The following is a 26,383-nucleotide window of genomic DNA, read 5'->3' as shown; positions in this document are numbered from 1 at the left end:
CAGGGGCGCATTCTACTGTAGCCCCTGCCATCCGGCCTGCATCCGCCCCCATCCTGCCGCCATCGGGCAGGCGCAGGCGACTACCTCGGCAAAGCCTGTGCCCACTCAAGCAAGGCCAGGTCGCCGTCGGGCAAGCCGATCCATTGCACGCCAACCGGCAGGCCGCCCTCGCCCAGCCCGGTCGGCAGGTGCAGACAAGGCCAGCCCAACAGGGACCAGAGCCGGTTGAACACCGACGAACCGGTGCTCTGACGGCCTGGCGGCGCTTCGCCCGGGGCGCTGGGCGCGACGATGAAGTCGACATCGCCGAACAGATCCTGCCAGCGTCTGGCCAGCGCCGCGCGACGGTGCTGCTGCGCCAGATATTCCTGCTGGTCGATGGCCAGGCCCGCCGCCACCACCTCGCGGGAGGGCGGGCTCATGAGCGCGGCGCGCTGCTGAAGCACCGGCAGCAGGCCGCGCGCGATTTCGTAGCGCATGACGCGGCCGTGAATCCGGGTCAGTTCGGCCACCTCTTCATCCAGGGCCACGGCGCGCACCTGCGCGCCGGCCTGCTGCAGACGACGGATCTCGCCATCGAAGGCGGCCTGGGCCGCCGGGCTCAGCCCGCCCAGCCCGGCACAGGCCAGCACCGCCACGCGAGGCGCGCGCGAGAATGGCTGCAACGGCGCGGACTGCGACAGCAACACGCAGGCCACCGCGCGCGACTGCGCCGTGTCGCGCGTGAACCAGCCGATGGTATCGAGCGAATCGCACAGCACCTGCATGCCGCCGCGATGCACGCGGCCAAACGTCGGCTTGAAGCCGACCACGCCGCAGAATGCCGCCGGCCGGATCATCGAGCCGCCGGTCTGCGTGCCCAGGGCCATGTCGACCATACCGGCCGCCACCGCCGCGGCCGAACCGCTGGACGAGCCGCCCGGCGTGTGGGCCGGGTTGCGCGGGTTGCGGGTCGGTCCAGGCGTGGTGAAGGCAAACTCGGCGGTCACCGTTTTGCCCACCGGCTGCGCGCCGGCGGCGCGCAACTGCGCCACGCAGGCCGCGTCGAAGGCGCGCGGCTCGGGCTCGCCCGCCGCGCTGCCATAGCGGGTCGGCATGCCTGCCACGTCGATCACATCCTTGACTCCGAAGGCCAGCCCCTGCAAGGGGCCGGCGGCAGGCGCCGGCAAAGGGTCGGCCGGCGTCTGTCGCCAGCAGAAAGCCTCGATGACCGGATCGCGCTGGGCGATGGCCTGCAAGGCCGCCTGCACGCGGGTCTGAGGAGAAAGGGAATCCGTATAGAAAGAGTGCGCCATGCCTGATGAAGCCGATACAACGAAAAAACGGCCCCGCGCGGACATGCGCCCACGCGGAGCCACAGCGGCGACGATTAATGGATAGAAATATTGTTGGCCTCGATCAGCTTGCCCCAGCGCTGGGCCTCGCTGTCGATGAAAGCCTGAAACTCCTGGGGCGTGCCGCCAGCGACTTCGGCGCCCTGCATGTCCACGATCTTGCGGTATTCGGGATCCTGCAGCACGGCGTTGATTTCCTTGTTCAGGCGTTCGATGATGTCCTCGGGCGTGCCGGCCGGGGCCACTACGCCGAACCAGTTCGAGGCCACCATGTCCTTGATGCCCAGCTCACTGAAAGTCGGCACCTGCGGCAACGCCGGCAGGCGCTTGTCGCCGGTGACGGCCAGCAGCCGCAGGCGCGGCTCGTCGCCCTGCGCATAGGGAATGAACAGACTGGCCAGTTCGAGATAGAAATCCAGATTGCCCGCCATCAGGTCATTGGCCGCCGGCGCGCCCCCCCGATAGGGCACGTGCGTGGCGCCCATGCCAGTGCTCTGCTTCAGGGCCTCGCTCACCAGTTGCGATGCGCTGCCCGCGCCGGTGGAGGCGAAGTTCAGTTTCTCGGGATTGGCCCGGCCATCGGCGATCAGTTCGCTGGCGCTCTGGTAGGGAGCCTGCGCGTTCACGCCCAGCACCAGCGCCCCACGCTCGATCAGCACGATGGGCGCCACCTTGGCCGGATCGAAACCGAGGTTCTTGCCATACAGCGACTTGTTCACCGACAACGGCGCGAAATTGCCCAGGCCGATGGTGTACCCATCGGGCTTGGCACGCGCCAGTTGCGCCGTGCCGATGTTGCCGCTGGCGCCGGGTTTGTTTTCCACCACCACCGGCACGTTCAGGCGGTTGCCCAGCTGCTGGGCAACCTGGCGGGCGCGCGTATCGGAACTGCCGCCGGCCGCGTAGGGCACGATGAACGTGATGGGCTTGGACGGATAGCTGTCCTGAGCCTTTGCGGGCACGGCCGCAGCCAGCGCCAGGGTGCTGGCCACGGCCAACAGACATTTCTTGAAAACCGGCGATGCCCTCATGGACCTACCTCTTGCTCGAATTTGGAAAATGAAAACCACGGGTCGATATGCGAGGAAATTCTAGGATCCGGTTTTTATGCTGTCTAATGCTCAATAAAACCACTATTGATTCTTTCAGAGAAACAATCATGATCGACAGCCGCCTGCTGCAAGCCTTTTCCGTGGTGGCCGAAGAACTGCACTTCGGCCGTGCCGCACAACGGCTGCACCTCAGTCAGCCCCCCTTGAGCAAGACCATACGCAAGCTGGAGCAGACCCTGGGCGTGCAACTGCTAGAGCGCTCCACCCGCTCGGTGAAGCTGACCACGGCGGGCGCCGAGCTGCAGCGACGGCTGCGCCACCTCTCGCAGGAAGCCGACGCCATGATCCATGCCGTGCAACAGGTGGCCAAGGGCGAATCCGGCCGCCTGACCCTGGGCCTGACGCCCAGCGCGGCCTACTCCAACCTGCCCGACGTGCTGTACCGCTTTCGCCAGCGCTATCCGACCGTGCGTCTGGACCTGCGGGAAATGAACTCCAGCCAGATGCCCGAGGCGCTGCACCAGGGCCAGCTCGACCTGGCCGTGCTGCGCCCGCCTTTCGCCGACCCGGATCTGGCTCCGCTGCGGGTCTACGAGGAACCCATGGTGGTGGCGATGCGCAAGGACCATCCCTTGGCGCAGCGCCGCTGGCTCACGCTGGCGCAGGTGATCGAACACGATATGGTCGGCTATGCGCGCCAGACTTCACGCTACTTCAGCCAGGTGCTGCAGCTGATGCTGGCCCAGGCCGGCAAACCCGCCCGCATCACGGTCGAGAGCATGATCCCGACGGTTCTGACCTTTGTGGAAGCGGGTTTCGGCCTGGCCCTGGTGCCGGCGGCACTGGCGCGCCTGCGGGCAGACAAACTGGCCTATGTCGGCCTGCGCGGGCCTGGCGCCCTGCGCGCCGAACTGCTGGCCGCGCGCAGCCCCGGCCCGACCAATCCAGCCGTGGACCGCTTTCTGGACGTACTCAAAGAGACGGGCCGTCCGCAAGGCTGACGCTTGCCTGCGATGAGGCATGCGAATCGATGCGCGGACGCACCGACATGCCGACCCGCAGGCGTTCGGCTTCGGGCTGCCCGGGCAACAGACGGATACGCACCGGCAGGCGCTGCACGACTTTGGTGAAGTTGCCGCTGGCATTGAGCGGGCCGAGGGGCTCGTAGCTGGCTGTGCTGGCCGGCGCCAGACTGTCGACCTCGCCGTTCAGGGTCACGCCCGGCAAGGCATCGACCTCGATTTCCACCGGTTGGCCGGGGCGTACATGCGCCAATTGGGTTTCGCGGTAATTAGCCACGATATACACCTGCTGCAACGGCACGATGGCCGTCAAGGGCTGGCCGACGGTCACATAGGCCCCCTCGCGCAGCGAACGCCGCCCGATGGTGCCCGCCACCGGCGCGACGATGCGGGTGTAAGCCAGGTTCTGCCGGGCCGCATCCCGCTGTGCCCGGCGCTGCGCCAGCGCGGCCCGGGCCTGCTGTTGTTCGGCCAGCAGAATATCGCGCTGATGCAGCGCTGCCGTGTGCGCGGCCTGCGCCTGCTCGAGTCCGGCGCTGCGCGCGATGGCGTCGGCCTGGGCCTGCTGCAGCGCCTGGCGCGTTCCCGAGCCATCGGCGGCCAGGTTGCGGTAGCGGACCCGGTCCGCCTCGGCCAGGGTCAGGGCGGCACGCGCCGCCTTGACGGCGGCTGCCGCCTGGACGATCTCGCTGTCCTGGCGCGCGATCTGCGCCTTCAGGCGGGCGATCGAAGCCTGGGCCCCCTGCACCCGCGCCTGTGCATCATCCACCGCGATGACGAAATCCCGCGCGTCGATGGTGGCCAGCAGCTGGCCTGCGACGACCTCCTGGCCATCCTCGATCAGCACTTGTTCCAGACGCCCGGCGACCTGCGGCGCGACCAGGGTGAAGTCGGCCCGCACATAGGCGTTGTCGGTGGCCTGCGAACGGGCCGCGCTTTCCGGACGGTTGACATACAAAAGAGCGGCCGCCAGGGCAGCCAGCAGCAAGACGACCATGGCGGTCTTGCGTGAACGAAGCAAAGACATCGGTTTATCCGTGAGACGGTTGCGAAGAAGGAGCCGGCACAGGCGCCGGGATGTACTGCAGGCAAAGCACCAGGGGGATGAGCAGCAGCGCCAGCACGCCCAGCGCGCGGTAGACGTCGGCGGTCGCCAGCACAAAGGCCTGCTCGTGCAGGGCGGCCACCAGCCGGCCGGGCGTGGCCAGACTGCTCCAGCCGTCCTGCAGCAGGCCGCCATGGTCCAGCAGCTGATCGGCATGGATGCGCTCGCGCACCACGCTCAGCTGGCCGATGGCCGCGCCGCCCACCAGCGTGCCGAAGACACGCAAGGCATTGATGGTGCCGGACACGTAAGGCCCTTCCGGCGGCTGCACCACGCTGGTGGCCAGAAACAGCAGCGACACCACCGCCATCGGCTGGCCCAGGGCCTGCATGGCCTGCACCAGCATGAAAGACGGGCCATGCCATTGCGCGGTGAGCTGCGCACCCATCAGGCAGGACAGGCCGATCAGCGCCAGGCCGGTGGCGAACACCTTGCGCGCATCGATCCAGCGGCGGTACAGCAGGGCTGCCACGCATGGCCCCAGCAGCAGCTGCGGCAGCGCGATCATCAGGCCGATGGGCGCGCTTTGCGGCGCGCGATAACCCCACACCTTGGCCAGATAGGCCGATGGCACCGAACCGCCCGACAGCATCACGATCAGCAGCAGCACGAACACCGAAAAACCCAGCCCCAGGTTGCGCCGCCCGAGCAGGCGCAGCTTGATGAAGGGATCCGGATGACGCCATTCGCTCACCAGATAGGCCGCCGTCAGCACGCCACCCAGCAACAGCGCGCTGCGGATCAGCGGCGAAGCCAGCCAGTCCAGCCGCACGCCCTGGTCCAGGCCCACCGCCAGCGCTCCCAGCCCGACCAGGCCTAGCGCCATGCCGGGCCAGTTGGCCAGCGCGAAACGCTCGGCCTGCGACGGCGCTTTCGGCAGGCCCCAGCTCACCAGCCCCGCGGCCAGCGCGAACAGCGGAATCGCCTGCCAATAGACCCAGCGCAGATCGCCCAGCGAGTCGCTCCACAGGCCCGCCATCCAGATCGCCATATTGGGCGCGAAGGTGGCCGTCATGGCATAGAGCGCCAGCCCATGCAGGCGGATGGGCGGCGGCAGGAATTTCAAGGCCGCCATCATCAGCACCGGGATCAGCGCGCCGCCTGCCAGTCCCTGCAGGCCGCGCAACACCAGCAGCAACTGCAGATTGCCGACAAAGGGCAGCGCCAGCGCCAGCAAGGCGCACAGCGCCACCATCCCGACGTGAAAGCGGCGCAGGCCCAGGGTGATCGCGAACCAGGAAGCAAACGGCATCGCCATCAGCTCACCGGCCGTGTAGACCGTGCTCAGCCAGGACGCGGCATCCAGCCCCTGGCCGAGCGAGCCCCTGATGTCGGCCAGGGCGATGGCGCCGACCCGGTTGTTCAGCCCGGCGGTCATGGCCGCCACGAAGATGCCCGCCAGGGCGATGAAGTGGCGGGCCTGGCGCTCGCCGCGAGCCGCTGCGCTCATGCCCCCGCCTCCGGCAGCGGGGCGCTCTCCTGCCAGCCGCCGCCCAGGGCCTTGTACAAAGTCACCACCGACAGGCTGCCGGCCACCGCGCTGCGCGCCAGCGCCAATTCGCTGTCGAGCTGCTGGCGCTGGGCCATCAGCACCCGCAGATAGTCGGCCTGGCCCTGCTCATAGGCCCGCCGGGCCGCATGCAGGGCGCGCCGGCTGTCGGCCTCGGCCTGGGTCAGCGCCTGTTCGCCACGCTGCTGCGCCGCCCAGGCGTTGAGCGCGTCATCGACCTCATGCCAGGCTTGCAGCACGGTCTGCTGAAACACGATGGCCGCTTCCTGCTCGCGCGCCTGCGTCAGCGCCAGCGTGCCGCGCAGGCGGCCGCCTTCGAATATGGGCAGGTACAGCGCCGGCCCGAAAGAAAACTGGCGCGAGGCCCAGTGAGCGATATCGCCGCTCTGGAAGGCGGCGCTGCCCAGGCTCCCGCCCAGGGTCAGGCGCGGATAGAAATCGGCCTGCGCCACGCCAACGGCGGCCGTGGCGGCATGCAGCCGCGCCTGCGCCTGCTGGATATCCGGGCGGCGCCGGGCCAGCTCCGACGGTACGCCCACCGGCACCTGCTGCAATGGGCGCGGCAGCGCGCGCGGCGGCCCCAGCCGGGCATCGAGCGCACGCGGCGCCAGGCCCAGCAGGCGCGCCAGGGCATTGAGATGGAGATCGCGCCGACGCTCCAGATCCGGCCGCAAGGCCTTCACGCTGGCCCATTGCGCGCTGGCAGCGGCCGTGTCGTAGCGCGTACCCGTGCCAAAGCGCTCGCGGCTGTGCGCCAGCCGCAGCACCTGGCTGGCGATGGCCTCGTTGCGAACCGCGATGTCGATCTGGCGTTGCATGCCGCGCAGCAGCACATACTGGCGCGCGATCTCGGCCGCCACCATCACCTGCAGGCCGCGCGCTTCGGCCACGCTGGCCTGGAACTCGGCGCCAGCCTGCTCGCGCAGGCGCGCCGCATGGCCCCACAGGTCGATTTCCCAGCGGGCATCGACGCCGGCCTGCCAGTAATTCTGCGAATGGCTGGGCGCGCCCAAGGCGGCCATCTTGCCGTTGGCGCTTTCGCCCTCGCGGGCATAGCCAGCGCTGGCCGACAGCGCCGGCCACTGCGCCGCCCCGGCGATCCGCAACTGGGCGCGGCTCTGAGCCAGGCGGCTGGCGGCCACGCGCAAGTCCAGGTTGCCGCCGACCGCCTCCTGCTGCAAGGCGGTCAGCAAGGGGTCGCCCAAGAGATCCCACCACGCCGCCGGCGGCGGCTCGGGCGAAAGGCTGGCCGCCAGATCCCGCCCGTCACGCGGCGCGAAGTCCTGGCTCGGCAATGCGGTCTGCGGGGCCGCGAAATCCGGCCCGACGGCGCAACCGGCCAGGCCCAGCAGGGCCGCAAGCAGCCCGGTGGAAAAACAGCGAATCATGATTCCAGAGTCGGAGAACGGCGCGCCGCCGTCACAGCGGCACGACACCTATAAACCCGGCGCCGGCCTCACCCGGCCCGCGCCGCCGTGTCGCCATGCCGGAGCAGCGCGACGACACGGTCATTCTCTAGCCGGCCCGCCTTGCCGTCACGCCAACCAGGGGCCATTCGATTGCTCAATCCGGCCATGCCTGGCCGTCCGGCACAAGCAATCGATTGGCCCTGGCGAAGAATGCGGTCACGAGGATCATGGAGTAAGGTAGGTTGGCTCACTCTCTGCCCTGCGCCATGTCTTTCCACGCCCCCGACCGCTCCGATCTGCATCACATCGACCGCCCGGTCGTCGCCACCGGCATTGCCATGGTGACCGGAGGCGAAGAAGCCCCGCCGCACCGCCACCACAAGGCGCAGGTCCTGTACACCCTGAGCGGCGTGATCACCTGTGAAACCGAGGCAGGCATGTGGCTGGTGCCGGCCGGCTGCGCCATCTGGATACCGGGCGGCATGCGCCATCGCGCCGGCGCCAGCGACACCGTCCAGGGTTATGTTCTGTTCATCGAGCCGGACACCGTCGACGGGCTGCCGCAAGGCTGCACCAGTCTGGCTGTCTCGCCACTGCTGCGCGCCCTGATCGAGCAGTCCGCCCGCCTGCCCAAACTCTATGCGCACCACGGGCCGGCCGGGCGTCTGATGGCGGTACTGCTCGATGAGCTGGCCGCCGCGCCCCAGGAAGCGCTGCACCTGCCCTGGCCGGCCGACGACCGGCTGCGCAGGCTCACCCAGGCCATCATCGACGACCCCGCCCAGCCTCTGACGCTGGCGCAATGGGCCCCGCGCATCGGCATGAGCGAACGCAACCTGAGCCGCCAGTTCCGGCAACAGACTGGCATGAGCCTGGGCCGCTGGCGCCGCCAGTGGCACATCATCGCCAGCCTGCAACGCCTGACCGCCGGCCAGACCGTGCAGACCGTGGCCTTCGACCTGGGCTACGACAGCGCCAGCGCCTTCGTGACCATGTTCAAGAAGGCCATGGGCCAGCCGCCGATGCGTTTCCTGGCACAACGCCCGCAGGCCGCCTGAAACGCCGCCCGGCTCAGGGTGTGCGGGCCGGGCTGCCGGCGGCCAGCGCGGCGCGACAGGCTTCGTCGCAGGCCGTACCGGCCTGCAGCAACCAGCTCGTCAGGGCCGCGACCCGTGCGTCCCCGCCCTCGGGAGCCAGCAGGCAGTAGCCCGCCGGCGACGGCAGCGCCAGCGGGCTGGCCGCTGCCAGTTCGCCTCGCTGCAAGCCGTCCAGCACCATGGCCAGCCGCCCCATGGCCACGCCCTGGCCACGCTGCGCGGCGCTGCTGGCCAGCATGAACAGGCTGAACTCCTGTTCACCGCCGTGCGCCAGCGATACCTGACCACTGGCGCGCAACCAGGCGCGCCACTCTTCATCCCGGGCCGCACCGGCCCAGGCACTGGAGTCGTACAGGCGCGGCGCCTCCTCCCAGTTGCCGCCCGGCGCGCCCACCGGCAACAGCCATTCGTGCATCAGCAGGCGTTCGCCGGCCTCCATCTGCAAGGGTTTGTAGCGGATCGCCAGATCGATGCCGCGGCTGCGCAGCGCCGCCATGCCCACGTCGTGAAACTCCGCCACCATGCGGATCTCAATCCCCGGATGCAGGGCATGAAAAGCCTGCATCCGCGGCATCAGCCACATCATGGCAAAGGTGGGCGTACAGCTCAGCGTCAGGGGCGGGCGGCCCTGGCCCAGGCGCTGGCAGGCCTGCTCCAGGCGGCCGAACGCCTCCTGGCACGCCTGATACAGGTCCAGGGCGGCATCGGTCAGGGCCAGGCCGCGCGGCAGTCGCCGGAACAACGGTTGCCCCAGACGCTGCTCCAGTTGCCGGATCTGCTGACTGACCGCGCCCGGCGTCAGGTTCAGCTCGGCTGCCGCCCGGGTGAAATTGCAGTGCCGGGCGGCAACCTCGAAACAGCGCAGCGCGCCCAATAACGACGCATTCAACGACATGCCTATAGTTTTCCTCACAGTACCGATAGCAATTATCGCTGGTGCGCAACCCGGGTTGCCCAGACAATGGATGTCCCACTTTGCCTGATCACCGCCCTGCTGCCATGCCCGATGTTTCCCTCCGCGCGCCCCTTCCTACCCAGGATGCATTGCGCGACGCCCGACCGCTGCTGTGGATCAACCCGCAACGCCTGCGCAACGCGCCGGCAACCAGCCTGCCGGTGGCCTTCGCCCAGGCGCGGGCCCGCCTGGAACGCTGCGCGCCGCTGATGGCCCATGTCTTCCCCGAATTGCAAGCTGCCCAAGGCCATGTCCGCTCCCCCCTGCAGCCCATCCCGGCCTTGCAGGCAAGCCTGGGGGCAAGCCAGGGCCTGTGGATGCTCAAGCGCGACGATGCACTGCCGGTGGCCGGCTCCATCAAGGCGCGCGGCGGCTTTCACGAAGTGCTTTCCCTGGCCGAGGACCTCGCCGCGCAGGCCGGCCTGCTCGGGCCCGACGACGACCGGCTGCGCCTGCTCAGCCCCGAGGCGCAAAAACTGTTTGCGCGCCATACCGTGGTGGTCGGCAGCACCGGCAACCTGGGCATGAGCATCGGCCTGATTGCGCGCGGCCTGGGTTTTCGCGCCATCGTCCATATGTCGGCCGACGCCAAGGAATGGAAAAAGACCCGTCTGCGCGATGCGGGCGTCGAAGTCATCGAACACAGCGGCGACTACGCCAGCGCCGTGCAGGCCGGTCGGCGCGTGGCCGAAGGCGACCCGGACAGCTATTTCGTCGACGACGAACACTCGGCAGCGCTTTTCTACGGTTATGCCGTCGCGGCGATCGAGCTGCAACAACAGCTTGCCGATGCCGGCCGCCCGGTCGATGCCACCCACCCGCTCTTCGTCTATCTGCCTTGCGGCGTGGGCGGCGCGCCGGGCGGCATCACCTTCGGACTGACCCAGCTGTTCGGCGAGCATGTGCACTGCTTTTTCGCCGAGCCGGTCGCCGCGCCCAGCATGCTGGTGCAACTGATGCGTGGCGAGGGCGCAGCCCCCGTGTCGGTCTACGACTATGGCCTGAGCAACCAGACCGAAGCCGACGGCCTGGCCGTGGCCCAGGCCTCGCCGCTGGTCGCCCCCCTCATGCTGCCCATGCTCTCGGGCGTGTTCACCGTGAAGGACGACACCCTGTTCGAGGACCTCTGCGGCCTGCACCGGCATGAGCAGATCCGCGTCGAGCCGTCGGCGGCAGCCGGCGTGCGCGGCCCGCTGTGGCTGCGCGACAACGAGGCCGGCCGGCGCTATCTCGACGAACAGGGCCTCGCCCCGCACATGGACCAGGCCACCCACGTGATCTGGAGCACTGGCGGCGCCCGCGTGCCGGAAAGCGAATACGCCCGATGGCTGACGCGCTGCCAGGGCGACTGACGCCGGTATCCCCTCCCGCCGCAGCAAGCGGCCCGATGCCAGGCCACGCGTTCGCGCGTGGCTTTTTCATTGGCACCCCCGGCTGCGCCGTTTTCGTCGTGCCCAGGCAACAAGGCCGCCGCTCTTAAAAAAACCCACGCCTTCGGCACAGGAGGAATAGAATCAGCAGCCATTTACAAACACTTACATGAATCAGGATACGTCATGCTCTCTCGCCCCCCGTCGCGTTGGATCGGGATCTCGGCCAGCCTCTTGCTGACAGGCTGCATGGGCAATATGGAGGTCAAGCCGATGACCACCGACCCGGCCGGGTATTCGGCACAGAACTTCTCGCGCGCCGCCCTGCCCAGGGCCGCCCAGGCGCTGCTGCCCGCCGCGGGCAGCGAGCCGCTGCCCGCGGCGGGCAGCTGATCGCCCAAGGCGAAATCAGCGCTTCGCGCCTGCCCGGCCTGACTCTGCAATACGAACAAATCCTGATCAACGACCAGAACGACGGCATGCTGCGCGGCATTGCCAAAAGCGAAAGCAACGGCCTGCTGGTCGCGCAGTCGTTTACTGCCACGTATCACGGCCTGATCGGACTGGCTTCGCAAGACGCCGACCCTGCGCTCACGATGACCAACCCGGCTTACTACCTGCATGGCGCCAAGGCCTGGCAATCGCTCAAAACCGTTGAAGAAGGGCAGGTCTACGTCTTCGAGACCCGTAACGCCACGCGCGATCCCCTGGACTATGGCGCCGGGTGGCGACGCAGCTGCACGGCCGGCTCGGCCGTGGCTGCCTCGACCGTCGCGCCGCAATTGACCGGCCAGTCGATCCCCCTCGTCTGCGTGGATCAGAACAGCAACAACGTGACGGGCCGCGAAGTCGGCTACGCCTGGCTGAGCGACTACGGCGTCGCGCTGCAGACCCGGGTCACCCGTGCCAACGGCATCACCCAGACGCGCTACACCCGCGTGCAGGTCCGGTAGCCGTCCCCCGGAGATCCGGAACATGCAAGCACTGCAACGCACGCTCGCCGCCCTCGCCCTGGCCGGACTGGCCGGCTGCGCCGGCCCGGTAGACCTGGGCCCGCTGTTCAACGACGGCGAAGCCTATTCGCGCCAACGCTTCTCCCAGCAGGCCGTGATGCCCCCTGCCGCCGCCCTGACGCCAGCGGGGCGCAACGCCCTGCCTTTCGAGCGCCTCACCCTCACCGGCGAGATGCGTTCGGTTCGCAGTGGCAACAAGGACGCGCCCGACCTGAGCCGCTTCGAGACCACCTACATCCGGGACGGCGACGGCGGCAACGTGCGCATGATAGAGCGCCACGATATCAACGGGCTGCCGGCCACCGCCGGCTATGCGCTGCAGTCGCATGGCCTGGTGAATCTGGCATTCCAGACCGGCAGCGTGGCCCAACGCCAGGCCATCCCGATCCAGTATGTACTGTCTGCCAGCCAGTGGGACCCCCTGGACGGCGTTCGCGAAGGGCAACGCTATCGCTATGTCATGCGCCTGGGCTCCCGTTCGCCGTTGGACGTGACCTACGAGATGCAGATCGATTGCAAGGTACTCGCCGCGCAGGCGGCAAGCGAAACCATTCCCGCCGCAACGGGCCGGGCTTTCCCGATGGCGTGCAGCTACACCAATGACAACGGCGTCAAGAGCCGGGAAGCGAGCTATCTCTGGCTGGAACAGCAAGGGCTGGCCGTGCTGCGCCAACTTCGCCTGCCCTCGAAGCAGATCGACTTTTTCTACCACAGTCTCGAACAGCAATAAGCCCAGCCTTGGTCGCCATGTCTCCTCTCTGCACATCCGCACTTCTCGCCGCCGCGCTGGCGCTGGCAGGCTGCGCCAATCCTGTCCCGGTCAAGTCCATCGCCAAGGATCCCGGCGCCTACTCGGCCGGCAACTTCTCGCGCGCGAACATTCCCTTCCAGGCCGGGCCCGCCCTGCCCGGCGTGGGCACCGTAGCGATGGGTTTCAGGCAATTGACGCTCAAGGGCGTGGCCGAACCCGCCAAACCGACGCCCGGGCACGAGCTCAGCCTGGAGCTGCAACTGTTCAATGACGACGACAGCGGCATGCTGCGTTCGGTCAAACGGATCGACTCCAACGGCATCCCGATCTCGTATCTGTTTGAGTACACCTACCACGGCCTGGTGCCGCTGGCCTATCAGGACGCAGGCCTGTCCGGTGCGCACGCGCCGGCCACCCGCTATGCGAGCGATATCACGCGCTGGGACAGCCTGCTTCCCCTGAAACGCAACGCGACTTACGGGTATACCTACAAACTGGGCTACCGCAGCCCCCTGGCCAGCAGCAATCAGATCGCCATCGAATGCCGCTCGGGCCTGGCCGCGCCCGCATCGGCGGCGGTCCGGCGAGATGATCGTGCTGACCTGCCGCAGCCGCAACAACGCCGGCGTTGTACACCTCGAAGCCGAGGTGGCCGTGCTGCTGGACTATGGCGTGGGCGTGACCCTGCGCAGCAAGACCGCCGAGCGGCAGGTCCGCTACCGCTACACGTCGATGAGCCTGCGCTGATGCCCCGGGCTTGACCTCAGCACCGCCCCACGGTGTATGCTCCAAGCCATGATCAGCACGCGGCCTTGCTCCTTCGCACTGCGACGCCCCTCTCGCCTTCACGGTTGAGAGGTTTCGTGCTGACCGGCGTCTTTGACGCCACCTGCCGGCCACGAGATATCTCGTGGCTTTTTTGATGGACGCCGGGCGGTGTCCGGCCACGGGACCGAGGCCCCACCCCTGGAGACCCCATGAGCGCGATTCCCCCCACCCCGTCCACGCTGGCTGCCGCCGGCATCCGCCTGGCCGCCTTCGGCCCGGCCGACTACGACGCCGCCTGTGCGCTGTGGCAGCGCACCCCTGGCGTCGGCCTGAGCAGCGCCGACGAACGCCCGGCCATCCTGCGCTATCTGGAACGCAACCCCGGCCTGAGCCTGACGGCATGGCGCGACACCGACCTGGTGGGCACGATGCTGTGCGGCCATGATGGCCGCCGCGGCCTCATCCACCACCTGGCCGTGGACACGCGGGTACGCCGCCAGGGCCTGGGTCAGGCTCTGGTGCAGACCGGCATGGCGGCGCTGCGCGCCTGCGGCATCGAGAAATGCCATCTGATGGTGTTCGCCGACAACGCCGAAGGCAGGGCCTTCTGGCAGGCAAGCGGCGCGCATGAGCGCGCCGAGTTGCGCCTTTATTCACTGGCGACATGACACGCCGGGCCGGGCGGCGAGCCCGCCCGGCGCATGACTCAGTGACCGTGGCCGCCATGGCCGCCGTGGCCGCCATGGCCGCCATGGCCGCCACCGCCGGCGGCGGTCAGCGGACGCACCTCGGCCTGTACCTGCTGGCTGTGACGCTTGCCATTGGCGTCCTCGGTCTCCAGGGTCAGCTCGACATGATCGCCGGCCTTCATCTGCTGCTTCACGTCCAGCAGCATGATGTGGTAGCCGCCCGGCTTGAGCTCGACCGCATGCCCGGCCGGCAGCGTCACGCTGTCGACCTCGCGCATGCGCATGATGTCGCCTTCCATCTTCATTTCATGCACTTCGGTGGCCGCCGCCACGTCGGATTTGGCTCCCACCAGCTTGGCGTCCTGGGCCGCCTGCAGCGTCATGAAGGCGCCGGTGGATTTCTGTCCGGGCACGGTGGCGCGCACCCAGGCGTCGCTGACCGTCACCTGCGCCTGAACCGCGCCGGCCAGCATCATGCCCGCGCCACACACTGCCATGCGTTGCCAAAAAGTCTGCATCGTTTTCTCCTTGAAAGTCGTATCAAAATGGCGTCCTTGACGAACGCCGGGTCGGGGTGTCAGGAAGCGGGCCTGTCGGTGGCGAGCACCTGGCGGATGTCGCTGGCGAAGGCCTGCGCCGGTTGCGTATGCTGCAGCGCCACGCGCAGGCGGCCCTGCGGGTCATACAGATAGTTGAAGGACGAATGGTCCATCGTGTAAGAGCTGCCCGTGGGGATCTTCTGGTAGAACGCCTTGAACTCGCGCGCGGTGTCGCGGATCTCGGCGGGGCTGCCGTACAGGCCCAGAAAGCCGGGGTCGAAGGCTTCGACATAGGCCTTCAGCACATCGGGCGTGTCGCGCTCGGGGTCGACGGTAATGAAGATGACCTGCAGACGGTCGCCGTCGGCGCCGAGCATTTCCTTGGCCTGCAGCACGCGCGTGAGCGCGGTCGGGCAGACATCGGGGCATTGGGTGAAACCAAAGAAAACCAGGACCGCCTTGCCGCGGAAATCCGCCAGCCGATGGCGCTGGCCATCGGTGCCCATGAGCGAGAAATCCTTGCCCAAATCGGCCTTGGACATGTCCAGGCCATTCATGTCCGGCTCGCCGGACGAGCAGCCCGTCAACGCGGCCAGGCAAAGCCCGCCCGCCAGCAGGGCGGCGGCACGCAGCCAGCGACGGCGGCCGGCCGCGACCGGCGCCTGCAACAGATAGGTTTGGGTAGACATCATTCTCCCCCTGCAAAACGCATTGCCAAGGGCCGCGTTGCATGGCGGACCCTCGTGCCAGCCTGCCGCCAGGAAGACGGCGGGCGCCCGGGGCGCAGCAGACTGCGCCCGTGACGGCTATGGCGTCGGCGAAGGAGATGGCGCGCGGGCGCCGGCATGAACTGCGTGCTCCTGGCCGGGCATGCGCTCAGGCATGCCGCCGATAGCCTCAGGCAGGCAGCACAGGCGGGGCACGCGAGCCCAGCGGCGGGCCCTGGGCAGGCATGGCCGGCAGCGCACGCGGCTGGGGCCACGACGCAACGGCGGACATCCGCAGCAGGCCCGCTGCCGGCACCAGGCCGCTGTCGGGCAGCACCGCCTGCAAGGCCAGAGAACCGAAAACGCAGGCGGCATCGCCGGCGTGCTGCGGCGCATCGTGCGCCGGTCCGGGCAACTCGAAAGGCACGGACATGGCCTGCGAACCGTTGCACAGCGTAATCAGCAACGGAGACGAGGGCTCGGCGGCCATATAGCCGCCGGGAACCGCCGCGCGCATCACGAAGACGGCCAGCGCCAGGCAGATCAGAATCCGCCAGGCCAGGCCGGCTTGCGGCGTCGCGAGGTCCCGGGAGGTAGACATGCGGCGCATTCTAGTACACATCGCAGCCTGGGGAGCAGGGGTTTGCATGGGGTGCGTCATTCGGGCGCACCACGCCGCAGCACGGATTTGCGCCCCGCGCCTCAGGCCTCGGCGTCGTCATCCACCCGCAAGGCCGAGGCGCGCAAGGCCTGCAGGAACTCGACCACGCGGGGCTGCGCCTCGCCTTCACGATACACCGCCCCCACCGGCCCGAAGCCCGTGCTCAGCGGCAAGGCATGCACCAGCCCCAACTGGTGCAGATGCCGCCCGAGCGACGCCGAGCACACGGCAACGTAGTCCGTGCGCCGCAGCACCGATTCCACGGTGACGACCGAGGCCGTCTCGATGGCGGGCAGCACGCCTGCCCCGCCATGCTCCAGCAGCACGCGATCGAGCTGGCTGCGCATCATGGTCTGCCCGGCCGGCATGATCCAGCGATAGTCCAGCAGATCGCTCCAGCCGACCGCCGGGCGCGTGCACAGGGGATGGCCCGGGCGCACGATGGCCACGGTGCGGTCCTCGAACAGCACCTCGTGGCGCAGCCCCGGCGCATGGGCGCGCGCATCCATCACGCCCACCACGATGTCCAGGTCGCGCGCTTCCAGCTGGGCCAGCAACTGCGCAAAGACCGCCTCCGTGATGTGGATCGACACGTCGGGATGGCGCGCCTGGAATGCGCAGATCGCGCGCGGCAGCAGATAGGCCAGCCCGGCCGTGACGCTGCCCACGCGAATGCTCGAGGCCGAGCCGGCCGACAGCAACTCCAGTTCGGTATGGGTGCGCGCCACATCGCCCAGCACGCGCACGGCCAGCTGGCGCAAGGCCTGGCCGGCCGGCGTCAGCCGCGCGCGCCGCCCGCGCTGCACCAGTTTCATGCCGGCCATGGCCTCCAGTTCGTTGAGCCAATGCGAGATCGCCGACTGCGTCATGTGCAGTTTCTGGGCCGCCTCCGAAAGGGTCGCCGAACTGTCGAGCACCAGGAAATATTCCAGGTGCCGCATCTTCAGGCTGCGCGCCCAGGCGGTGCTGGTGGCGTCGAAACTATGAGCTTCCATTCATGATCCAAGCAAAAAATTTCATCCGGGTTTTTGCAAATTTACCAGTAAATACAAAGATATACTCGCCGCTTTCAGAACCAGAACAGGGGAACGACCTTGAGACTTTCCTTCACCCTTCCTCGCCTTGCCCAGGCCTTGGCCCTGACCTGCGGCCTGACTGCCGCCTCGGCCGCCGTAGCCGACTTCCCGTCCCGCCCGATCCGTATCGTGGTGTCCCAGCAAGCCGGCGGCGCCACCGACCAGACCGCCCGCATGTGGGCCGAGAGCGTGGGCAAAACACTGGGCACGCCGGTCATCGTGGAGAACCGCCCGGGCGCCGGCGGCACCATCGCCGCACAGTTCGTGCTGTCGCAACCCGCCGACGGCCACACCCTGTTTCTGGCCGGCGTGTCGCAGATGGTCTTGAACAAATTCGTCTACAAGCCGCTGTCGTACTCGCCCGAGAAAGACTTCAGCAGCGTAGGCATGCTGACTACCGTGCCCTTCGTGCTGGTCTCCAGCCCCGCCAGCGGCCTGGAGAACTTCGATCAACTGCGCGAGAAGGTCAACGCCAAGCCGGAGGCCATCACCTTCGCCTCCTCGGGCAACGGCAACTCGACCCATCTGGTGGTCGAACTGCTGATGAAGCAGACCGGCATGCAGATGCTGCACATCCCCTTTCGCGGCGAACCCGACGGCCTGATGGCCACCATCGCCGGCACCACGGACGTCATGGCGCCGGTCGTCACCAGCGCGCTGCCCTTGATCAAGCAGGGCAAGATCACGCCGCTGCTGGTGTTCGCCGACGCCCGGCTGCCGGAACTGCCGGACGTGCCGACCGCCGCCGAGATCGGCGTCAAGGGGCTGGAGAACATTGGCTGGAGCGGCATCGCCGCACGCAGCGGCACGCCGCCCGAAGCCATCGAGAAGCTGCACCAGGCCACCCAGGTTTTCCTGGCGCAGCCCGCGGTGCTGCAGACGCTGGGCGCCGTGCAGGCCCAGCCCATGCCCGGTCCGGCCGACATGCTGCAGTCGCTGACCGAACGCGACACGCAGAAATGGCAAGAGGCCATCGGCGATCTGGACATCAAACTGAACTGACGCAACGCGCCGCAAAGGAACCCACATGAAGCGCAAAGGAATGGTCGTCTGCCCGCAGCCCGAGGCTGCCGAATCCGGCATCGAGGTGCTGCGCGCAGGCGGCAACGCGATCGATGCCGCCGTGGCCTGCGCCCTGGCGCAGACCGTCGTCGATCCGCTGATGTGCGGCATCGCCGGCTTCGGCACGGCGGCCGTCTACCGCCCCGGCAGCGGACAGCACGAGTATGTCGATTTCCACGCCCCGGCGCCCGCGGCGGCCCGCCCCGACATGTGGGAGCATCTGCTGGAAGGCGAGGCGCGCGATGGCTTCGGCTTTTCCATCCGCGGCCGCCTGAACGACCTGGGCCCCCAATCCATCGGCGTGCCCGGCACGCTGATGGGATTGAGCCGGCTGCACCAGCGTCACGGTACGATGCCATGGCGCGAACTGCTGCAACCGGCCATCGCCTGGGCCCGCGAGGGCTATTTCGTGCGGCCCGCCATGCACCTGTTCTGGAGCGATGAGCCCATGGCCGGGCGGGCGGCTAACCGCGAACGCCTGGCCTACAGCGCCAGCGGCCGGCAGATGTATTGCCGCGCCGACGGTTCGCCCAAGCCCATCGGCGCGCCCCTGTCCAACCCCGACTATGCCGACACGCTGGAGCAGCTGGCGCAAGAGGGCCACGACAGCTTCTATCGCGGCGACATCGCGCGCCGCATGATCGACGACATCCAGGGTGCCGGCGGCATCCTCAGCCTGGACGACCTGGCGCACTACGACGTGCGCTGCACGCCGCCCCTGCTGGGCAGCTACAAGAACCGCCGCATCACCACCAACCAGCCGCCCGGCGGCGGCGCCATGCTGCTGGAGATGCTGAACATCCTCGAAGCCTTCGAGCTTCAGGGCCTGGCGCACAACAGCCCCGAGTACATCCAGGCGGTCTGCGAAGCCATGAAGATCGCCACCGCCGACAAAGACCGCTTCATCGGCGATCCGGCCTTTGTCGAGGTGCCGCTGGAACGCATCCTCTCCAAAGCGTATGCGGCCGAGGCCGCCGCCGCCATACGGGCCGGCGAGCGCGCCCGCGTCACGCGCCTGGACAGCGCAGCCGTGGTGCCGCGCGACACGACCCACCTCTCGGTGGTGGACAACGACGGCAACTGTGTCGCGCTGACCCACTCGCTGGGCATGCCCTCGGGCGTCATCACGCCGGGGCTGGGCTTCATGTACAACGGCTGCATGGGCGTATTCGATCCGCGCCCGGGCCGCGCCGGCAGCATCGCCCCGGGCAAGTCGCGCTTCACGTCCTCCTGCCCCAGCATCGTCTTCAAGGATGACCGGCCGGAGATCGTGCTGGGCGCGCCCGGCGGCACCCAGATCGCCATGGGCGTGTTGCAGACCCTGCTCAATGTGTTCGAGTTCGGCATGGACATGCAGCAGGCCGTGTCGGCGCCGCGCTTTTCGTCGACCAGTGACATGATCGACGTCTGCAACCGCATCCCGCGCCGCACCACCGACGCCCTGCAAGCGGCGGGCTATCCAGTGGCGCGCAACCCCTTCGGCTACACCATCGGCTGGGTGCATGCCATCAGGCTGCGCGAGGACGGCGAACTCGAAGGCGGAGCCGACCCCGGACGCGACGGCGTGGCCTACGCGCTCTGAACGGGCGGATGCCGCAGCCCGACGGGCGACCTGCCGGACAACGGCAGGCCGCCCGTTTTTTTTTGCCCACACGCCGCAGGCGTCGGGCCGGACCCTGCCTGCAAGCCAAGTGCAAGCTTTGCCCGCCGGCGGACGGCGTGGCCTGCCTGGCCCTGCGGACAGGGCATCCAGGCATACCAGGGTTATCCCCTGAAGCCCAAATGACGATTTTTATGCAAAATCCGCTCCTCGTTACATGAGGCGGGTACATATAGTTAATGCATAAAAATCATTAAATAGTAATTTTTGCTTATCCTTGGCGGCTTGCCCGAGCGGCCCCATCACGGCCTCGAACAACTCAAAAAATGCGTTGCCGAAGTTGACGGAAAGCCGTCGCACCGTGCTCCCGCCTTCCCGAAGCTTTCCAGATCCTGGCCATGCCGGGATCGCCACCCGCGGCACTGTCTTGCGGGCGATTTTCCTGCCATTGTTGTTTTTGTTTGCAGTTCTCTCACGGCCCAGCCGCGAAATCTCTGTTCAAGGAACACACATGAATCTTCTCCGCCGCAAACTCGCCATGGCCCTGATGGCCACCTGCGCCGCCTTTGGCCTGCCCCAGGCAGCCACCGCCCAGAGCAAACCGCTGACCATCATCGTGCCCTACCCTGCCGGAGGCAGCACCGACGTGATCGCGCGCCTGCTGGCCGAAGACCTCAAGCACAAGCTCAAGCGCACGGTCGTGGTGGAAAACCGCGGCGGCGGCGGCGGACGTGTCGGCCTGATCGCGCTGAAGAACGCGCCGCGCGACGGCTCTTATGTGCTGCTGGGCCTGACCAGCATGGTCATCACCTCGATCGTGTTCGAGACGGGCTCGAACTTCGACTTCGGCAAGGACTTCGTCGGCGTGGCCAAGGTCGGCCAGGTGCCGATGGCGCTGGCTGTGTCGCCGCAGAACAAGGCAAACAATTTCAAGGAATTCCTGGATGGCTACAAGACCGATAAGGTCTTTGCCTATGGCACCAACGGCCCGGCCAGCTTCTCGCACCTGAGCGGCCTGCGCCTGGCGGCGGCCACCGGCCTGGAAGCCAACCCGATCGCCTACCAGGGTGGCGCCCCCATGGCCAACGACCTCATGGGCGGCCAGATCGACGCGGCCATCGACACCATCTCCGATTACGTAGAGCGCCACCGCGCCGGGAAGATCAAGGTGCTGGCCACCTTCGGCAAAAATCGCACCGACATCATGCCGGAGATCCCCACGCTCAACGAACTGGGCGTGACCGACGTCGAAAGCGAGCTGTGGTACGGCGTGGTGGCCGGCAGCGGCGAAAACCCGGCCTTCGTCAAGGAAGTGCAGGAGGCGGTGCGCGCCAGCCTGCAGGAACCGGCCATCCAGGCCAAGCTGAACAAGCTGATGCAGATCGAGTTCGCCGATGGTCAGGCGCTGACCGAAACCATCGCCCAGGACTTCCAGACCTGGACGCCCATCATCGAAAAGGCCGGCCTGAAGAACAAGTAAGCCGGCCTGGCGGGCGGCACGCTGTCACGCCGCCGCCTCCGCCCGGGCCCGCCGGCCCGGGCGCTCATACCAACGCCATCGACACGCCCGCCAGCGCACAGCCGGCGACCACCAGCAGCGGCGGCGCACGCCCCACCACCAACAGCCCGAACGCGGCCAGCCCCACGGCAAACGCGGCACGATCAGTGATCGCGCTGGTCCAGACGGGGTCGTACAGTGCGGCCAGCAGAATCCCCACCACCGCAGCATTCACGCCCGCCAGGATGCGCGGCGCCAGCGCATGACGACGCCAGCGCTCCCAGAACGGCAGCACGCCCGCGACCAACAACAGCCCCGGGGCGAACACCGCCACCAGCAGGACCAGCCCGCCCAGCCAGCCGCCAAACGGCGCCGGCATCACCATTCCCAGATAGGCGGCGAAACTGAACAAAGGCCCGGGCACCGCCTGCGCCGCGCCGTAGCCGGCCAGAAACACGGCCTCGCCCACCCAACCGGTTTCCACCACGCCGGCCTCCAGCAGAGGCAGCACCACGTGTCCGCCGCCGAACACCAGCGCGCCGGCCTGAAACACCGTGGCCACCGCAGGCAGCGCCAGCCCGCCCAGCCAGAAGGCCAGCCAGGGCAGGCCCAGCAACAACAGCGCGCACACGCCCAGCAGCGCGACGCCCTGCCGGGGCGACACCGGACAGCCCGCCTCGCGCAAGGCCGGCGCCGGCGCTCCCGCCAGCTTCCACGCACCAAAGACCGCTCCGCCCAGAATGGCGGCCAGCTGCCCGCCCGACCCTGGCCAGGCCAGCGCCAGCAAGGCCGCGCCCACGGCCAGCCCGGCGCGCGGACGGTCCGGGCAAAGCGCACGCCCCATTCCCCATACCGCCTGGGCCACCACGGCCACGGCGGCGATCATCAGGCCCTGCCCCAAGCCGGCGGCCAGCGGGCCGCTGCCATGCATGGCCCCATAGGCGAAGGCCATCAGCAACAGCGCCGAGGGCAGCGTGAAAGCCACCCAGGCCGCCAGCCCTCCGAGCCAGCCGGCGCGCTGCAAACCCAGCGCAAAGCCCACCTGGCTGCTGGCCGGCCCCGGCAAGAACTGGCACAAGGCGACCAGATCGCTATAGGCCTGGTCGTCCAGCCAGCGCCGGCGCGCCACGAATTCGTTGCGAAAATATCCCAGATGCGCCACCGGCCCGCCAAAGGACATCAGGCCAAGCCGGAAGAAGGCAAGCAGCACTTCCAGCGGCGAGCCACGCGCCGCCGGGGACCCGGCAGCGTCCGGGGAGGGGGAAGACAGAGACATGCGCAGGCTCCAGACAGACAACAGGCCTGGGCGGCGCCATCGCGCCGCCCAGGCCGCCACTCTATCGCCTGCGGACAGGCTGCGCCAGTTCAGGCGCCGGCTTGCAGGCTGCCGCTGCGCAAACCGATCTGCCAATAGAGCCCGCCGCCGATCATGCCGCCTTCGACCGGGATGTCCGCGGCGGTGATGTAGGAGGACTGCGGACTTAGCAGGAACAGCGCCACCTGGGCGATCTCCTGCGGATCGGCCCCCCTGCCCAGCGGCGTGGCCAGGCGGTTGCCCTCATAGAACTGCGCCGCGCGCGCCGCATCGTGTTCGGCATTGGGCGTGCGCGTCATGGGCGTGTCCACCAGGCCGGGACAGATGCAGTTGACCCGGATCTGGCGCTGGGCCAGCTCGATGGCGGCCGCCTTGGTCAAGCCGCGCAAGCCCCATTTGCTGGCGGTGTAGGCGGCGCTGAAATACCCCGTCAGGCCGGCCGTGGAAGAAATATTGACGATCGACGCGCCCGCCGGCATCAGGCCGGCCAGGTGATGGATGGCGAAAAACGCCCCCGACAGGTTGACGGCCATCACCCGCTCCCATTCGGGCGCCGAGGTCTGCGTCACGGTCTTGCGCAGCGTGATGCCGGCATTGTTGATCAGCCCGTGCAGGGCCACGCCTTCTGCGCGCAGCCGCCCGGCCAGCGCAGCCCAGGCGACCTCGTCAGCCACATCCAGGGCCTGGATGCGCAGGCGCTGCGGATCGCTGCGACAGTGCTCGCGCAGCCCCTCCCAGTGAGCCAGATCGTCGTCCAGGTCCAGCGCGATGACGCAGGCCCCGGCATCGAACAGCGCCCGGACCTCGGCGGCGCCCTGACCGCGCGCCGCGCCGCTCACGACCACCGTGCGGCCGCTCCAGAAGTCATCCATGCATGCATCCCCCATCGATGACCAACGTATGGCCGGTCACATACGAAGACAGCGGGCTGACGAGATACAGCACGCCATTGGCCACTTCCTGCGGCTCGCCCAGGCGCCCCAGCGGGATCTTGGCCAGGTACTGATCGCGCAGGGCGGCATCGGCGTGCATCCAGCTGCTCATCACGGTGTCGATGTAGCCCGGCGCAATCGCGTTGACGCGCACTCCCCGTTCGCCGAACTCCAGCGCCAGGCATTTGGTGGCGTGATGCACACCCGCCTTGGCGGCGGCGTAGTCCACGCAATTGGGCCTCGCCTTGAGCCCGGCATAGCTCGACAGGTTCACAATGGCGCCGCCCGGCGCCATATGACGCGCCGCCGCCCGCGCGCCGAAGACCGCCGAGCGCAGGTTGACGTTCAGGCTCCGGTCCCAGGCTTGCGGCGTCAGTTCCAGGGCCGGCGAGCGTGCGAGCATGCCGGCGTTGCTGACCCAGATGTCCAGCCGTCCGTGGCGCTGCGCCACCGTCGCGGCCAGCGCATCGATCTGCGCCACCTCGCCGACATCCAGCGTCATGAAGTCGTCCTGCCCCGGCTGCGGCTGGATGTCGGTGGGCACCACCGTGGCGCCCGCCGCACGCAGCGTCTGCACGATCCGGGCGCCGATACCGCCGGCCGCCCCGGTCACCACGGCCACCTTGCCGGACAGGTCGATAAGACTATTCAGTTTTTCCATCGTTGAGCCACGTTGTAGAGAAGTCGATTCAGCGGTCCGTGGCCAGCGATCCGTCTGCACGGATATCGGCCAGGTCCACTCCCTTGGTTTCACGGATCAGGAAGCCCGCCACCACCGCCAGCAAGCCCAGCACCATCACGTAGATGAGGTAGACGTGGTGCTGTCCGCTGCCGGACAGGTAGGCATTGAGATAGGGCGCGGTGCCGCCGAAAATGGCCACCGACAGCGAAGACACCAGGCCCACGCCCTGGGCGCGCGCCTGCGTCGGCACCTGCTCGGACACGATGGCCGGATAGATCGCCGCGATCAGCGACCACGCCGCCAGGCCAAGCCCCTGGGCAATGAACAACGACATCGGTTCAGTCGTGACGATCACCGAGATCGGGTAGGTCACGGCCATCACCGACAGGCCCCAGGCGATGACCACCGGCTTGCGACCGAAGCGGTCCGACAGCCAGCCGCAGACAGGCAGCCAGAACAGGCACAGCAACTGCGCCATCAGGCTGGCCCGGTAGGCGCCGGCGGCGTCCATGCCCTGGGCGATGGCCGTGGCCGGCGCAAAAGTCACCCAGGTGTAATAGGCAATATTCGAGGCCGCCGAAATCATCACGATGTTCACGGCGATGCGCAGCTTCTGGCGCATCGTCAGCTTGACCGGCGCCGCCTCGCTGCGCTGCTCGGCAAACACCTCGGACTCCTCGGCACTGCGGCGCAGCACCAGCGCATACAGCCCCACCACCCCGCCCATGGCGAAGCCGATACGCCAGCCATAGTCGGCCATGGCCTCGCTGCCCAGGGCGGAGGCCAGCGCGGCGGCCAGGGCCGTGGCCGCCATCACGCCGATGGACACGCTGACGAACACCGAGCTGGACCACAGGCCGCGCCGCTCCTTGGGCGCGATCTCGGCCACATAGGTATACGACACGCCGGACTCGCCGCCATGCGCCAGACCCTGCAGCAGGCGAAAGAACAGCAGCAACCCCGAGGCGGCCAGCCCGATGCTGTCATAGGTCGGGATCAGGGCGATGCCCACGCTGCTCAGCGCCAGCAGCATCATGGTCATGACCAGGGTTCGCTTGCGCCCGATGGTGTCGCCCACCTTGCCAAACAGCCAGCCGCCGACCGGCCGGGCGATAAAGCCCCCGGCAAAGACGGCCAGCGTCGCCAGCAGGGCCGATTTGGGATCGGCGCGTTCAAACAGATTGGCGGCCAGATAGACCGAGAAGGTGCCGTAGAGCGTCCAGTCGAACCACTCCAGGGCATTGCCGATGGCGGCGGCGCGCAGGGATTTCTTCTGCCCCTCGGTTGCGCGTTGTAGGTGTTCCATAGTGTCCCCTCCTGATGAATGATTTATTTGAGATGCTTCTCGAACCAATCCGCGGCCGCCTGGCTGGTGATCGCGAAGTGTTCCTGGTAAACGCTGTAATGCCCGCCGGGCAGCTGCAACAGCGATTTGGGTTCAAAGGCCTGCTGATAACTACGCTGCTGCAGATCGGTCGGCGTCAGCACATCGTCGTCGGCCACGATCATCAGCAATGGCGTGGGCGCGATGCGGCGGATATAGGCGCCAGGCAGATAGGCGCGCGCCAGCTCCAGCGAGCGCAGGGTCACGCGGTTCTCCCAGGCCGGGCAACGGCGCGCCTCGGCGCTCATGTACTCATAGGAGTCTCTTCCGGGATAGGCCACCGCCGCAGTGCTGTCCGGATCGATCAGGCCGATCTCGCCCGGCGGCAGGCCGGCATCGCGCTGCTCGCGGTCGTCCTGCAGCCGCTGGCGCAGCGCTGCGGCGCCGGCGCGGCGCTGCCCGGCGGCATGGCCATCGATGGTCGGCACCTGGCTCACCACGCAGGCCACGCGACGGTCCAGAGCCGCCACCACCAGCACATGGCCGCCGCTGTAGCTCGACCCCCAGATGCCTACCTTGTCCGGGCGCACCTCGGCACGCCGGCGCACGTACGATATGGCCGCGCGGAAATCCTCGATCTGCGCCCAGGGATCGATTTCCTGGCGCGGCAGGCCGTCGCTGCGGCCCAGCCGGCGGAAGTCGAAGGTCAACGCCGCGCAGCCGCGCGCCACGAAGGCGGCGGCATAGTCTTCCAGGTCGCCGCCGGCATTCATGGCCCAGCCATGCGCCAGCACCACCACCGGCCAAGGCCCGTCGCCTGCAGCCGGCAAATAGAACCGCCCCCTGATCGTGTCGCCCGCCACCGTAAATTCAATCGATTCGACCGATTGATCACCCGACATGGCTTGACCT

26 protein-coding genes are annotated in these 26,383 nt (G+C 68.2%); 11 read left to right on the top strand and 15 right to left on the bottom strand.

The features are described 5' to 3' along the window. Positions 1-80 precede the first annotated feature (80 nt). Both A7V84_RS10445 and A7V84_RS10440 read right to left on the bottom strand, forming a co-directional pair. Positions 81-1,295, bottom strand: coding sequence for an amidase (locus A7V84_RS10445; RefSeq protein WP_082832969.1), 1,215 nt, complete (start codon positions 1,293-1,295; stop codon positions 81-83). 74 nt (positions 1,296-1,369) lie between these two features. Continuing rightward, positions 1,370-2,365, bottom strand: a complete 996-nt coding sequence (locus tag A7V84_RS10440; RefSeq protein ID WP_033535442.1) for a Bug family tripartite tricarboxylate transporter substrate binding protein — start codon at positions 2,363-2,365, stop codon at positions 1,370-1,372. 128 nt (positions 2,366-2,493) lie between these two features. On the opposite strand from A7V84_RS10440, the gene A7V84_RS10435 reads away from it, so the two are divergent. After that, the gene (locus tag A7V84_RS10435; protein ID WP_025512923.1) at positions 2,494-3,387 is read left to right on the top strand and encodes a LysR family transcriptional regulator; all 894 of its coding nucleotides are present in this window, start codon (positions 2,494-2,496) and stop codon (positions 3,385-3,387) included. Here A7V84_RS10435 and A7V84_RS10430 read toward each other — a convergent pair. Genes A7V84_RS10430 through A7V84_RS10420 form a run of 3 tightly spaced genes read right to left on the bottom strand, consistent with a single transcriptional unit; the run spans position 3,359 to position 7,411 of the window. Next, positions 3,359-4,435 carry an HlyD family secretion protein gene (locus A7V84_RS10430; RefSeq protein WP_063491875.1) on the bottom strand — a complete coding sequence of 359 codons (1,077 nt, stop codon included), beginning with the start codon at positions 4,433-4,435 and terminating at the stop codon, positions 3,359-3,361. The genes A7V84_RS10435 and A7V84_RS10430 overlap by 29 nt on opposite strands. Positions 4,436-4,439: 4 nt before the next feature. Then, a complete protein-coding gene (locus tag A7V84_RS10425) occupies positions 4,440-5,963 on the bottom strand; it encodes an MFS transporter (protein WP_063491874.1) in 1,524 nt (507 codons plus the stop codon). Further along, the gene (locus tag A7V84_RS10420; protein ID WP_025512926.1) at positions 5,960-7,411 is read right to left on the bottom strand and encodes an efflux transporter outer membrane subunit; all 1,452 of its coding nucleotides are present in this window, start codon (positions 7,409-7,411) and stop codon (positions 5,960-5,962) included. The genes A7V84_RS10425 and A7V84_RS10420 overlap by 4 nt, the downstream gene beginning before the upstream one ends. A 263-nt stretch (positions 7,412-7,674) precedes the next feature. Between A7V84_RS10420 and A7V84_RS10415 the strand changes: the two genes are divergently transcribed. Beyond that, the gene (locus tag A7V84_RS10415) at positions 7,675-8,490 is read left to right on the top strand and encodes an AraC family transcriptional regulator (protein WP_231940178.1); all 816 of its coding nucleotides are present in this window, start codon (positions 7,675-7,677) and stop codon (positions 8,488-8,490) included. Between the two features lie 13 nt (positions 8,491-8,503). Here the strand turns inward: A7V84_RS10415 and A7V84_RS10410 are convergent, their stop codons facing one another. Beyond that, positions 8,504-9,424: a LysR family transcriptional regulator gene (locus tag A7V84_RS10410; protein WP_063491872.1), complete on the bottom strand. Its 921-nt coding sequence runs from the start codon at positions 9,422-9,424 to the stop codon at positions 8,504-8,506. A 104-nt stretch (positions 9,425-9,528) separates the two neighbouring features. On the opposite strand from A7V84_RS10410, the gene A7V84_RS10405 reads away from it, so the two are divergent. The 6 genes from A7V84_RS10405 to A7V84_RS10380 all read left to right on the top strand — a co-directional run bounded on the left by A7V84_RS10405 (position 9,529) and on the right by A7V84_RS10380 (position 14,054). Then, positions 9,529-10,836, top strand: coding sequence for a D-serine ammonia-lyase (locus A7V84_RS10405; RefSeq protein ID WP_063491871.1), 1,308 nt, complete (start codon positions 9,529-9,531; stop codon positions 10,834-10,836). Positions 10,837-11,040: 204 nt separating this feature from the next. Further along, positions 11,041-11,247: a hypothetical protein gene (locus tag A7V84_RS10400; RefSeq protein WP_063491870.1), complete on the top strand. Its 207-nt coding sequence runs from the start codon at positions 11,041-11,043 to the stop codon at positions 11,245-11,247. Positions 11,248-11,333: 86 nt separating this feature from the next. Beyond that, on the top strand, positions 11,334-11,807 hold the full coding sequence (locus A7V84_RS10395) for a hypothetical protein (RefSeq protein WP_063491869.1): 474 nt from the start codon (positions 11,334-11,336) through the stop codon (positions 11,805-11,807). Positions 11,808-11,829: 22 nt separating this feature from the next. Next, positions 11,830-12,597 (top strand): hypothetical protein, encoded by a 768-nt coding sequence (locus A7V84_RS10390; RefSeq protein WP_063491868.1) that lies wholly within the window; start codon positions 11,830-11,832, stop codon positions 12,595-12,597. A 17-nt stretch (positions 12,598-12,614) separates the two neighbouring features. Continuing rightward, complete coding sequence (locus A7V84_RS10385) at positions 12,615-13,379, top strand: hypothetical protein (protein ID WP_063491867.1); 765 nt, start codon at positions 12,615-12,617, stop codon at positions 13,377-13,379. 216 nt (positions 13,380-13,595) lie between these two features. Beyond that, positions 13,596-14,054: a GNAT family N-acetyltransferase gene (locus A7V84_RS10380; RefSeq protein WP_082832968.1), complete on the top strand. Its 459-nt coding sequence runs from the start codon at positions 13,596-13,598 to the stop codon at positions 14,052-14,054. Positions 14,055-14,092: 38 nt separating this feature from the next. Here A7V84_RS10380 and A7V84_RS10375 read toward each other — a convergent pair whose 3' ends face one another. The 4 genes from A7V84_RS10375 to A7V84_RS10360 form a co-directional block, all read right to left on the bottom strand. Next, positions 14,093-14,593: a copper chaperone PCu(A)C gene (locus A7V84_RS10375; RefSeq protein ID WP_063491866.1), complete on the bottom strand. Its 501-nt coding sequence runs from the start codon at positions 14,591-14,593 to the stop codon at positions 14,093-14,095. Positions 14,594-14,652: 59 nt separating this feature from the next. Then, positions 14,653-15,303, bottom strand: coding sequence for an SCO family protein (locus A7V84_RS10370; RefSeq protein ID WP_412778650.1), 651 nt, complete (start codon positions 15,301-15,303; stop codon positions 14,653-14,655). A gap of 208 nt (positions 15,304-15,511) precedes the next feature. Continuing rightward, positions 15,512-15,922 (bottom strand): DUF2946 domain-containing protein, encoded by a 411-nt coding sequence (locus A7V84_RS10365; RefSeq protein WP_127070776.1) that lies wholly within the window; start codon positions 15,920-15,922, stop codon positions 15,512-15,514. Between the two features lie 101 nt (positions 15,923-16,023). Then, the gene (locus A7V84_RS10360; RefSeq protein ID WP_025512936.1) at positions 16,024-16,977 is read right to left on the bottom strand and encodes a LysR family transcriptional regulator; all 954 of its coding nucleotides are present in this window, start codon (positions 16,975-16,977) and stop codon (positions 16,024-16,026) included. Between the two features lie 99 nt (positions 16,978-17,076). Here A7V84_RS10360 and A7V84_RS10355 point away from each other — a divergent pair, with 99 nt between their 5' ends. The 3 genes from A7V84_RS10355 to A7V84_RS10345 all read left to right on the top strand — a co-directional run bounded on the left by A7V84_RS10355 (position 17,077) and on the right by A7V84_RS10345 (position 21,200). Next, positions 17,077-18,060 (top strand): Bug family tripartite tricarboxylate transporter substrate binding protein, encoded by a 984-nt coding sequence (locus tag A7V84_RS10355; protein WP_063491865.1) that lies wholly within the window; start codon positions 17,077-17,079, stop codon positions 18,058-18,060. Positions 18,061-18,085: 25 nt separating this feature from the next. Further along, positions 18,086-19,702, top strand: a complete 1,617-nt coding sequence (gene ggt / locus A7V84_RS10350; RefSeq protein ID WP_025512938.1) for a gamma-glutamyltransferase — start codon at positions 18,086-18,088, stop codon at positions 19,700-19,702. A gap of 529 nt (positions 19,703-20,231) precedes the next feature. Next, the gene (locus A7V84_RS10345) at positions 20,232-21,200 is read left to right on the top strand and encodes a Bug family tripartite tricarboxylate transporter substrate binding protein (RefSeq protein ID WP_025512939.1); all 969 of its coding nucleotides are present in this window, start codon (positions 20,232-20,234) and stop codon (positions 21,198-21,200) included. Between the two features lie 64 nt (positions 21,201-21,264). On the opposite strand, the gene chrA is transcribed toward A7V84_RS10345, so the two are convergent. From chrA to A7V84_RS10320, 5 genes are all read right to left on the bottom strand, one after another. Then, entirely contained in the window at positions 21,265-22,494 is a 1,230-nt protein-coding gene (gene chrA, locus A7V84_RS10340) for a chromate efflux transporter (RefSeq protein WP_025512940.1), read from the bottom strand. Positions 22,495-22,583: 89 nt separating this feature from the next. Further along, entirely contained in the window at positions 22,584-23,405 is an 822-nt protein-coding gene (locus tag A7V84_RS10335; protein ID WP_063491864.1) for an SDR family NAD(P)-dependent oxidoreductase, read from the bottom strand. After that, positions 23,398-24,126, bottom strand: coding sequence for an SDR family NAD(P)-dependent oxidoreductase (locus A7V84_RS10330; RefSeq protein WP_025512942.1), 729 nt, complete (start codon positions 24,124-24,126; stop codon positions 23,398-23,400). Before A7V84_RS10330 ends, A7V84_RS10335 begins: the two co-directional genes overlap by 8 nt. Before the next feature lie 28 nt (positions 24,127-24,154). Continuing rightward, positions 24,155-25,453 carry an MFS transporter gene (locus A7V84_RS10325; RefSeq protein ID WP_033535447.1) on the bottom strand — a complete coding sequence of 433 codons (1,299 nt, stop codon included), beginning with the start codon at positions 25,451-25,453 and terminating at the stop codon, positions 24,155-24,157. Positions 25,454-25,476: 23 nt separating this feature from the next. Next, on the bottom strand, positions 25,477-26,373 hold the full coding sequence (locus A7V84_RS10320) for an alpha/beta hydrolase (RefSeq protein WP_033535448.1): 897 nt from the start codon (positions 26,371-26,373) through the stop codon (positions 25,477-25,479). Between the last annotated feature and the right edge of the window lie 10 nt (positions 26,374-26,383).

The sequence above is a fragment of the Bordetella trematum genome, from assembly GCF_900078335.1.
GTDB classification, from domain to species: Bacteria; Pseudomonadota; Gammaproteobacteria; order Burkholderiales; family Burkholderiaceae_B; genus Bordetella; species Bordetella trematum.
This window is presented reverse-complemented; position numbering and strand designations above follow the sequence as displayed.

What these genes read in the sequence shown, in the direction of transcription:
- A7V84_RS10445 (WP_082832969.1), bottom strand. Translation starts at nt 1,295, where the DNA reads ATGGCGCACTCTTTCTATACGGATTCCCTTTCTCCTCAGACCCGCGTG.
- A7V84_RS10440 (WP_033535442.1), bottom strand. Translation starts at nt 2,365, where the DNA reads ATGAGGGCATCGCCGGTTTTCAAGAAATGTCTGTTGGCCGTGGCCAGC.
- A7V84_RS10435 (WP_025512923.1), top strand. Translation starts at nt 2,494, where the DNA reads ATGATCGACAGCCGCCTGCTGCAAGCCTTTTCCGTGGTGGCCGAAGAA.
- A7V84_RS10430 (WP_063491875.1), bottom strand. Translation starts at nt 4,435, where the DNA reads ATGTCTTTGCTTCGTTCACGCAAGACCGCCATGGTCGTCTTGCTGCTG.
- A7V84_RS10425 (WP_063491874.1), bottom strand. Translation starts at nt 5,963, where the DNA reads ATGAGCGCAGCGGCTCGCGGCGAGCGCCAGGCCCGCCACTTCATCGCC.
- A7V84_RS10420 (WP_025512926.1), bottom strand. Translation starts at nt 7,411, where the DNA reads ATGATTCGCTGTTTTTCCACCGGGCTGCTTGCGGCCCTGCTGGGCCTG.
- A7V84_RS10410 (WP_063491872.1), bottom strand. Translation starts at nt 9,424, where the DNA reads ATGTCGTTGAATGCGTCGTTATTGGGCGCGCTGCGCTGTTTCGAGGTT.
- A7V84_RS10405 (WP_063491871.1), top strand. Translation starts at nt 9,529, where the DNA reads ATGCCCGATGTTTCCCTCCGCGCGCCCCTTCCTACCCAGGATGCATTG.
- A7V84_RS10400 (WP_063491870.1), top strand. Translation starts at nt 11,041, where the DNA reads ATGCTCTCTCGCCCCCCGTCGCGTTGGATCGGGATCTCGGCCAGCCTC.
- A7V84_RS10395 (WP_063491869.1), top strand. Translation starts at nt 11,334, where the DNA reads ATGCTGCGCGGCATTGCCAAAAGCGAAAGCAACGGCCTGCTGGTCGCG.
- A7V84_RS10390 (WP_063491868.1), top strand. Translation starts at nt 11,830, where the DNA reads ATGCAAGCACTGCAACGCACGCTCGCCGCCCTCGCCCTGGCCGGACTG.
- A7V84_RS10385 (WP_063491867.1), top strand. Translation starts at nt 12,615, where the DNA reads ATGTCTCCTCTCTGCACATCCGCACTTCTCGCCGCCGCGCTGGCGCTG.
- A7V84_RS10380 (WP_082832968.1), top strand. Translation starts at nt 13,596, where the DNA reads ATGAGCGCGATTCCCCCCACCCCGTCCACGCTGGCTGCCGCCGGCATC.
- A7V84_RS10375 (WP_063491866.1), bottom strand. Translation starts at nt 14,593, where the DNA reads ATGCAGACTTTTTGGCAACGCATGGCAGTGTGTGGCGCGGGCATGATG.
- A7V84_RS10370 (WP_412778650.1), bottom strand. Translation starts at nt 15,303, where the DNA reads ATGTCTACCCAAACCTATCTGTTGCAGGCGCCGGTCGCGGCCGGCCGC.
- A7V84_RS10365 (WP_127070776.1), bottom strand. Translation starts at nt 15,922, where the DNA reads ATGTCTACCTCCCGGGACCTCGCGACGCCGCAAGCCGGCCTGGCCTGG.
- A7V84_RS10360 (WP_025512936.1), bottom strand. Translation starts at nt 16,977, where the DNA reads ATGGAAGCTCATAGTTTCGACGCCACCAGCACCGCCTGGGCGCGCAGC.
- ggt (WP_025512938.1), top strand. Translation starts at nt 18,086, where the DNA reads ATGAAGCGCAAAGGAATGGTCGTCTGCCCGCAGCCCGAGGCTGCCGAA.
- A7V84_RS10345 (WP_025512939.1), top strand. Translation starts at nt 20,232, where the DNA reads ATGAATCTTCTCCGCCGCAAACTCGCCATGGCCCTGATGGCCACCTGC.
- chrA (WP_025512940.1), bottom strand. Translation starts at nt 22,494, where the DNA reads ATGTCTCTGTCTTCCCCCTCCCCGGACGCTGCCGGGTCCCCGGCGGCG.
- A7V84_RS10335 (WP_063491864.1), bottom strand. Translation starts at nt 23,405, where the DNA reads ATGGATGACTTCTGGAGCGGCCGCACGGTGGTCGTGAGCGGCGCGGCG.
- A7V84_RS10330 (WP_025512942.1), bottom strand. Translation starts at nt 24,126, where the DNA reads ATGGAAAAACTGAATAGTCTTATCGACCTGTCCGGCAAGGTGGCCGTG.
- A7V84_RS10325 (WP_033535447.1), bottom strand. Translation starts at nt 25,453, where the DNA reads ATGGAACACCTACAACGCGCAACCGAGGGGCAGAAGAAATCCCTGCGC.
- A7V84_RS10320 (WP_033535448.1), bottom strand. Translation starts at nt 26,373, where the DNA reads ATGTCGGGTGATCAATCGGTCGAATCGATTGAATTTACGGTGGCGGGC.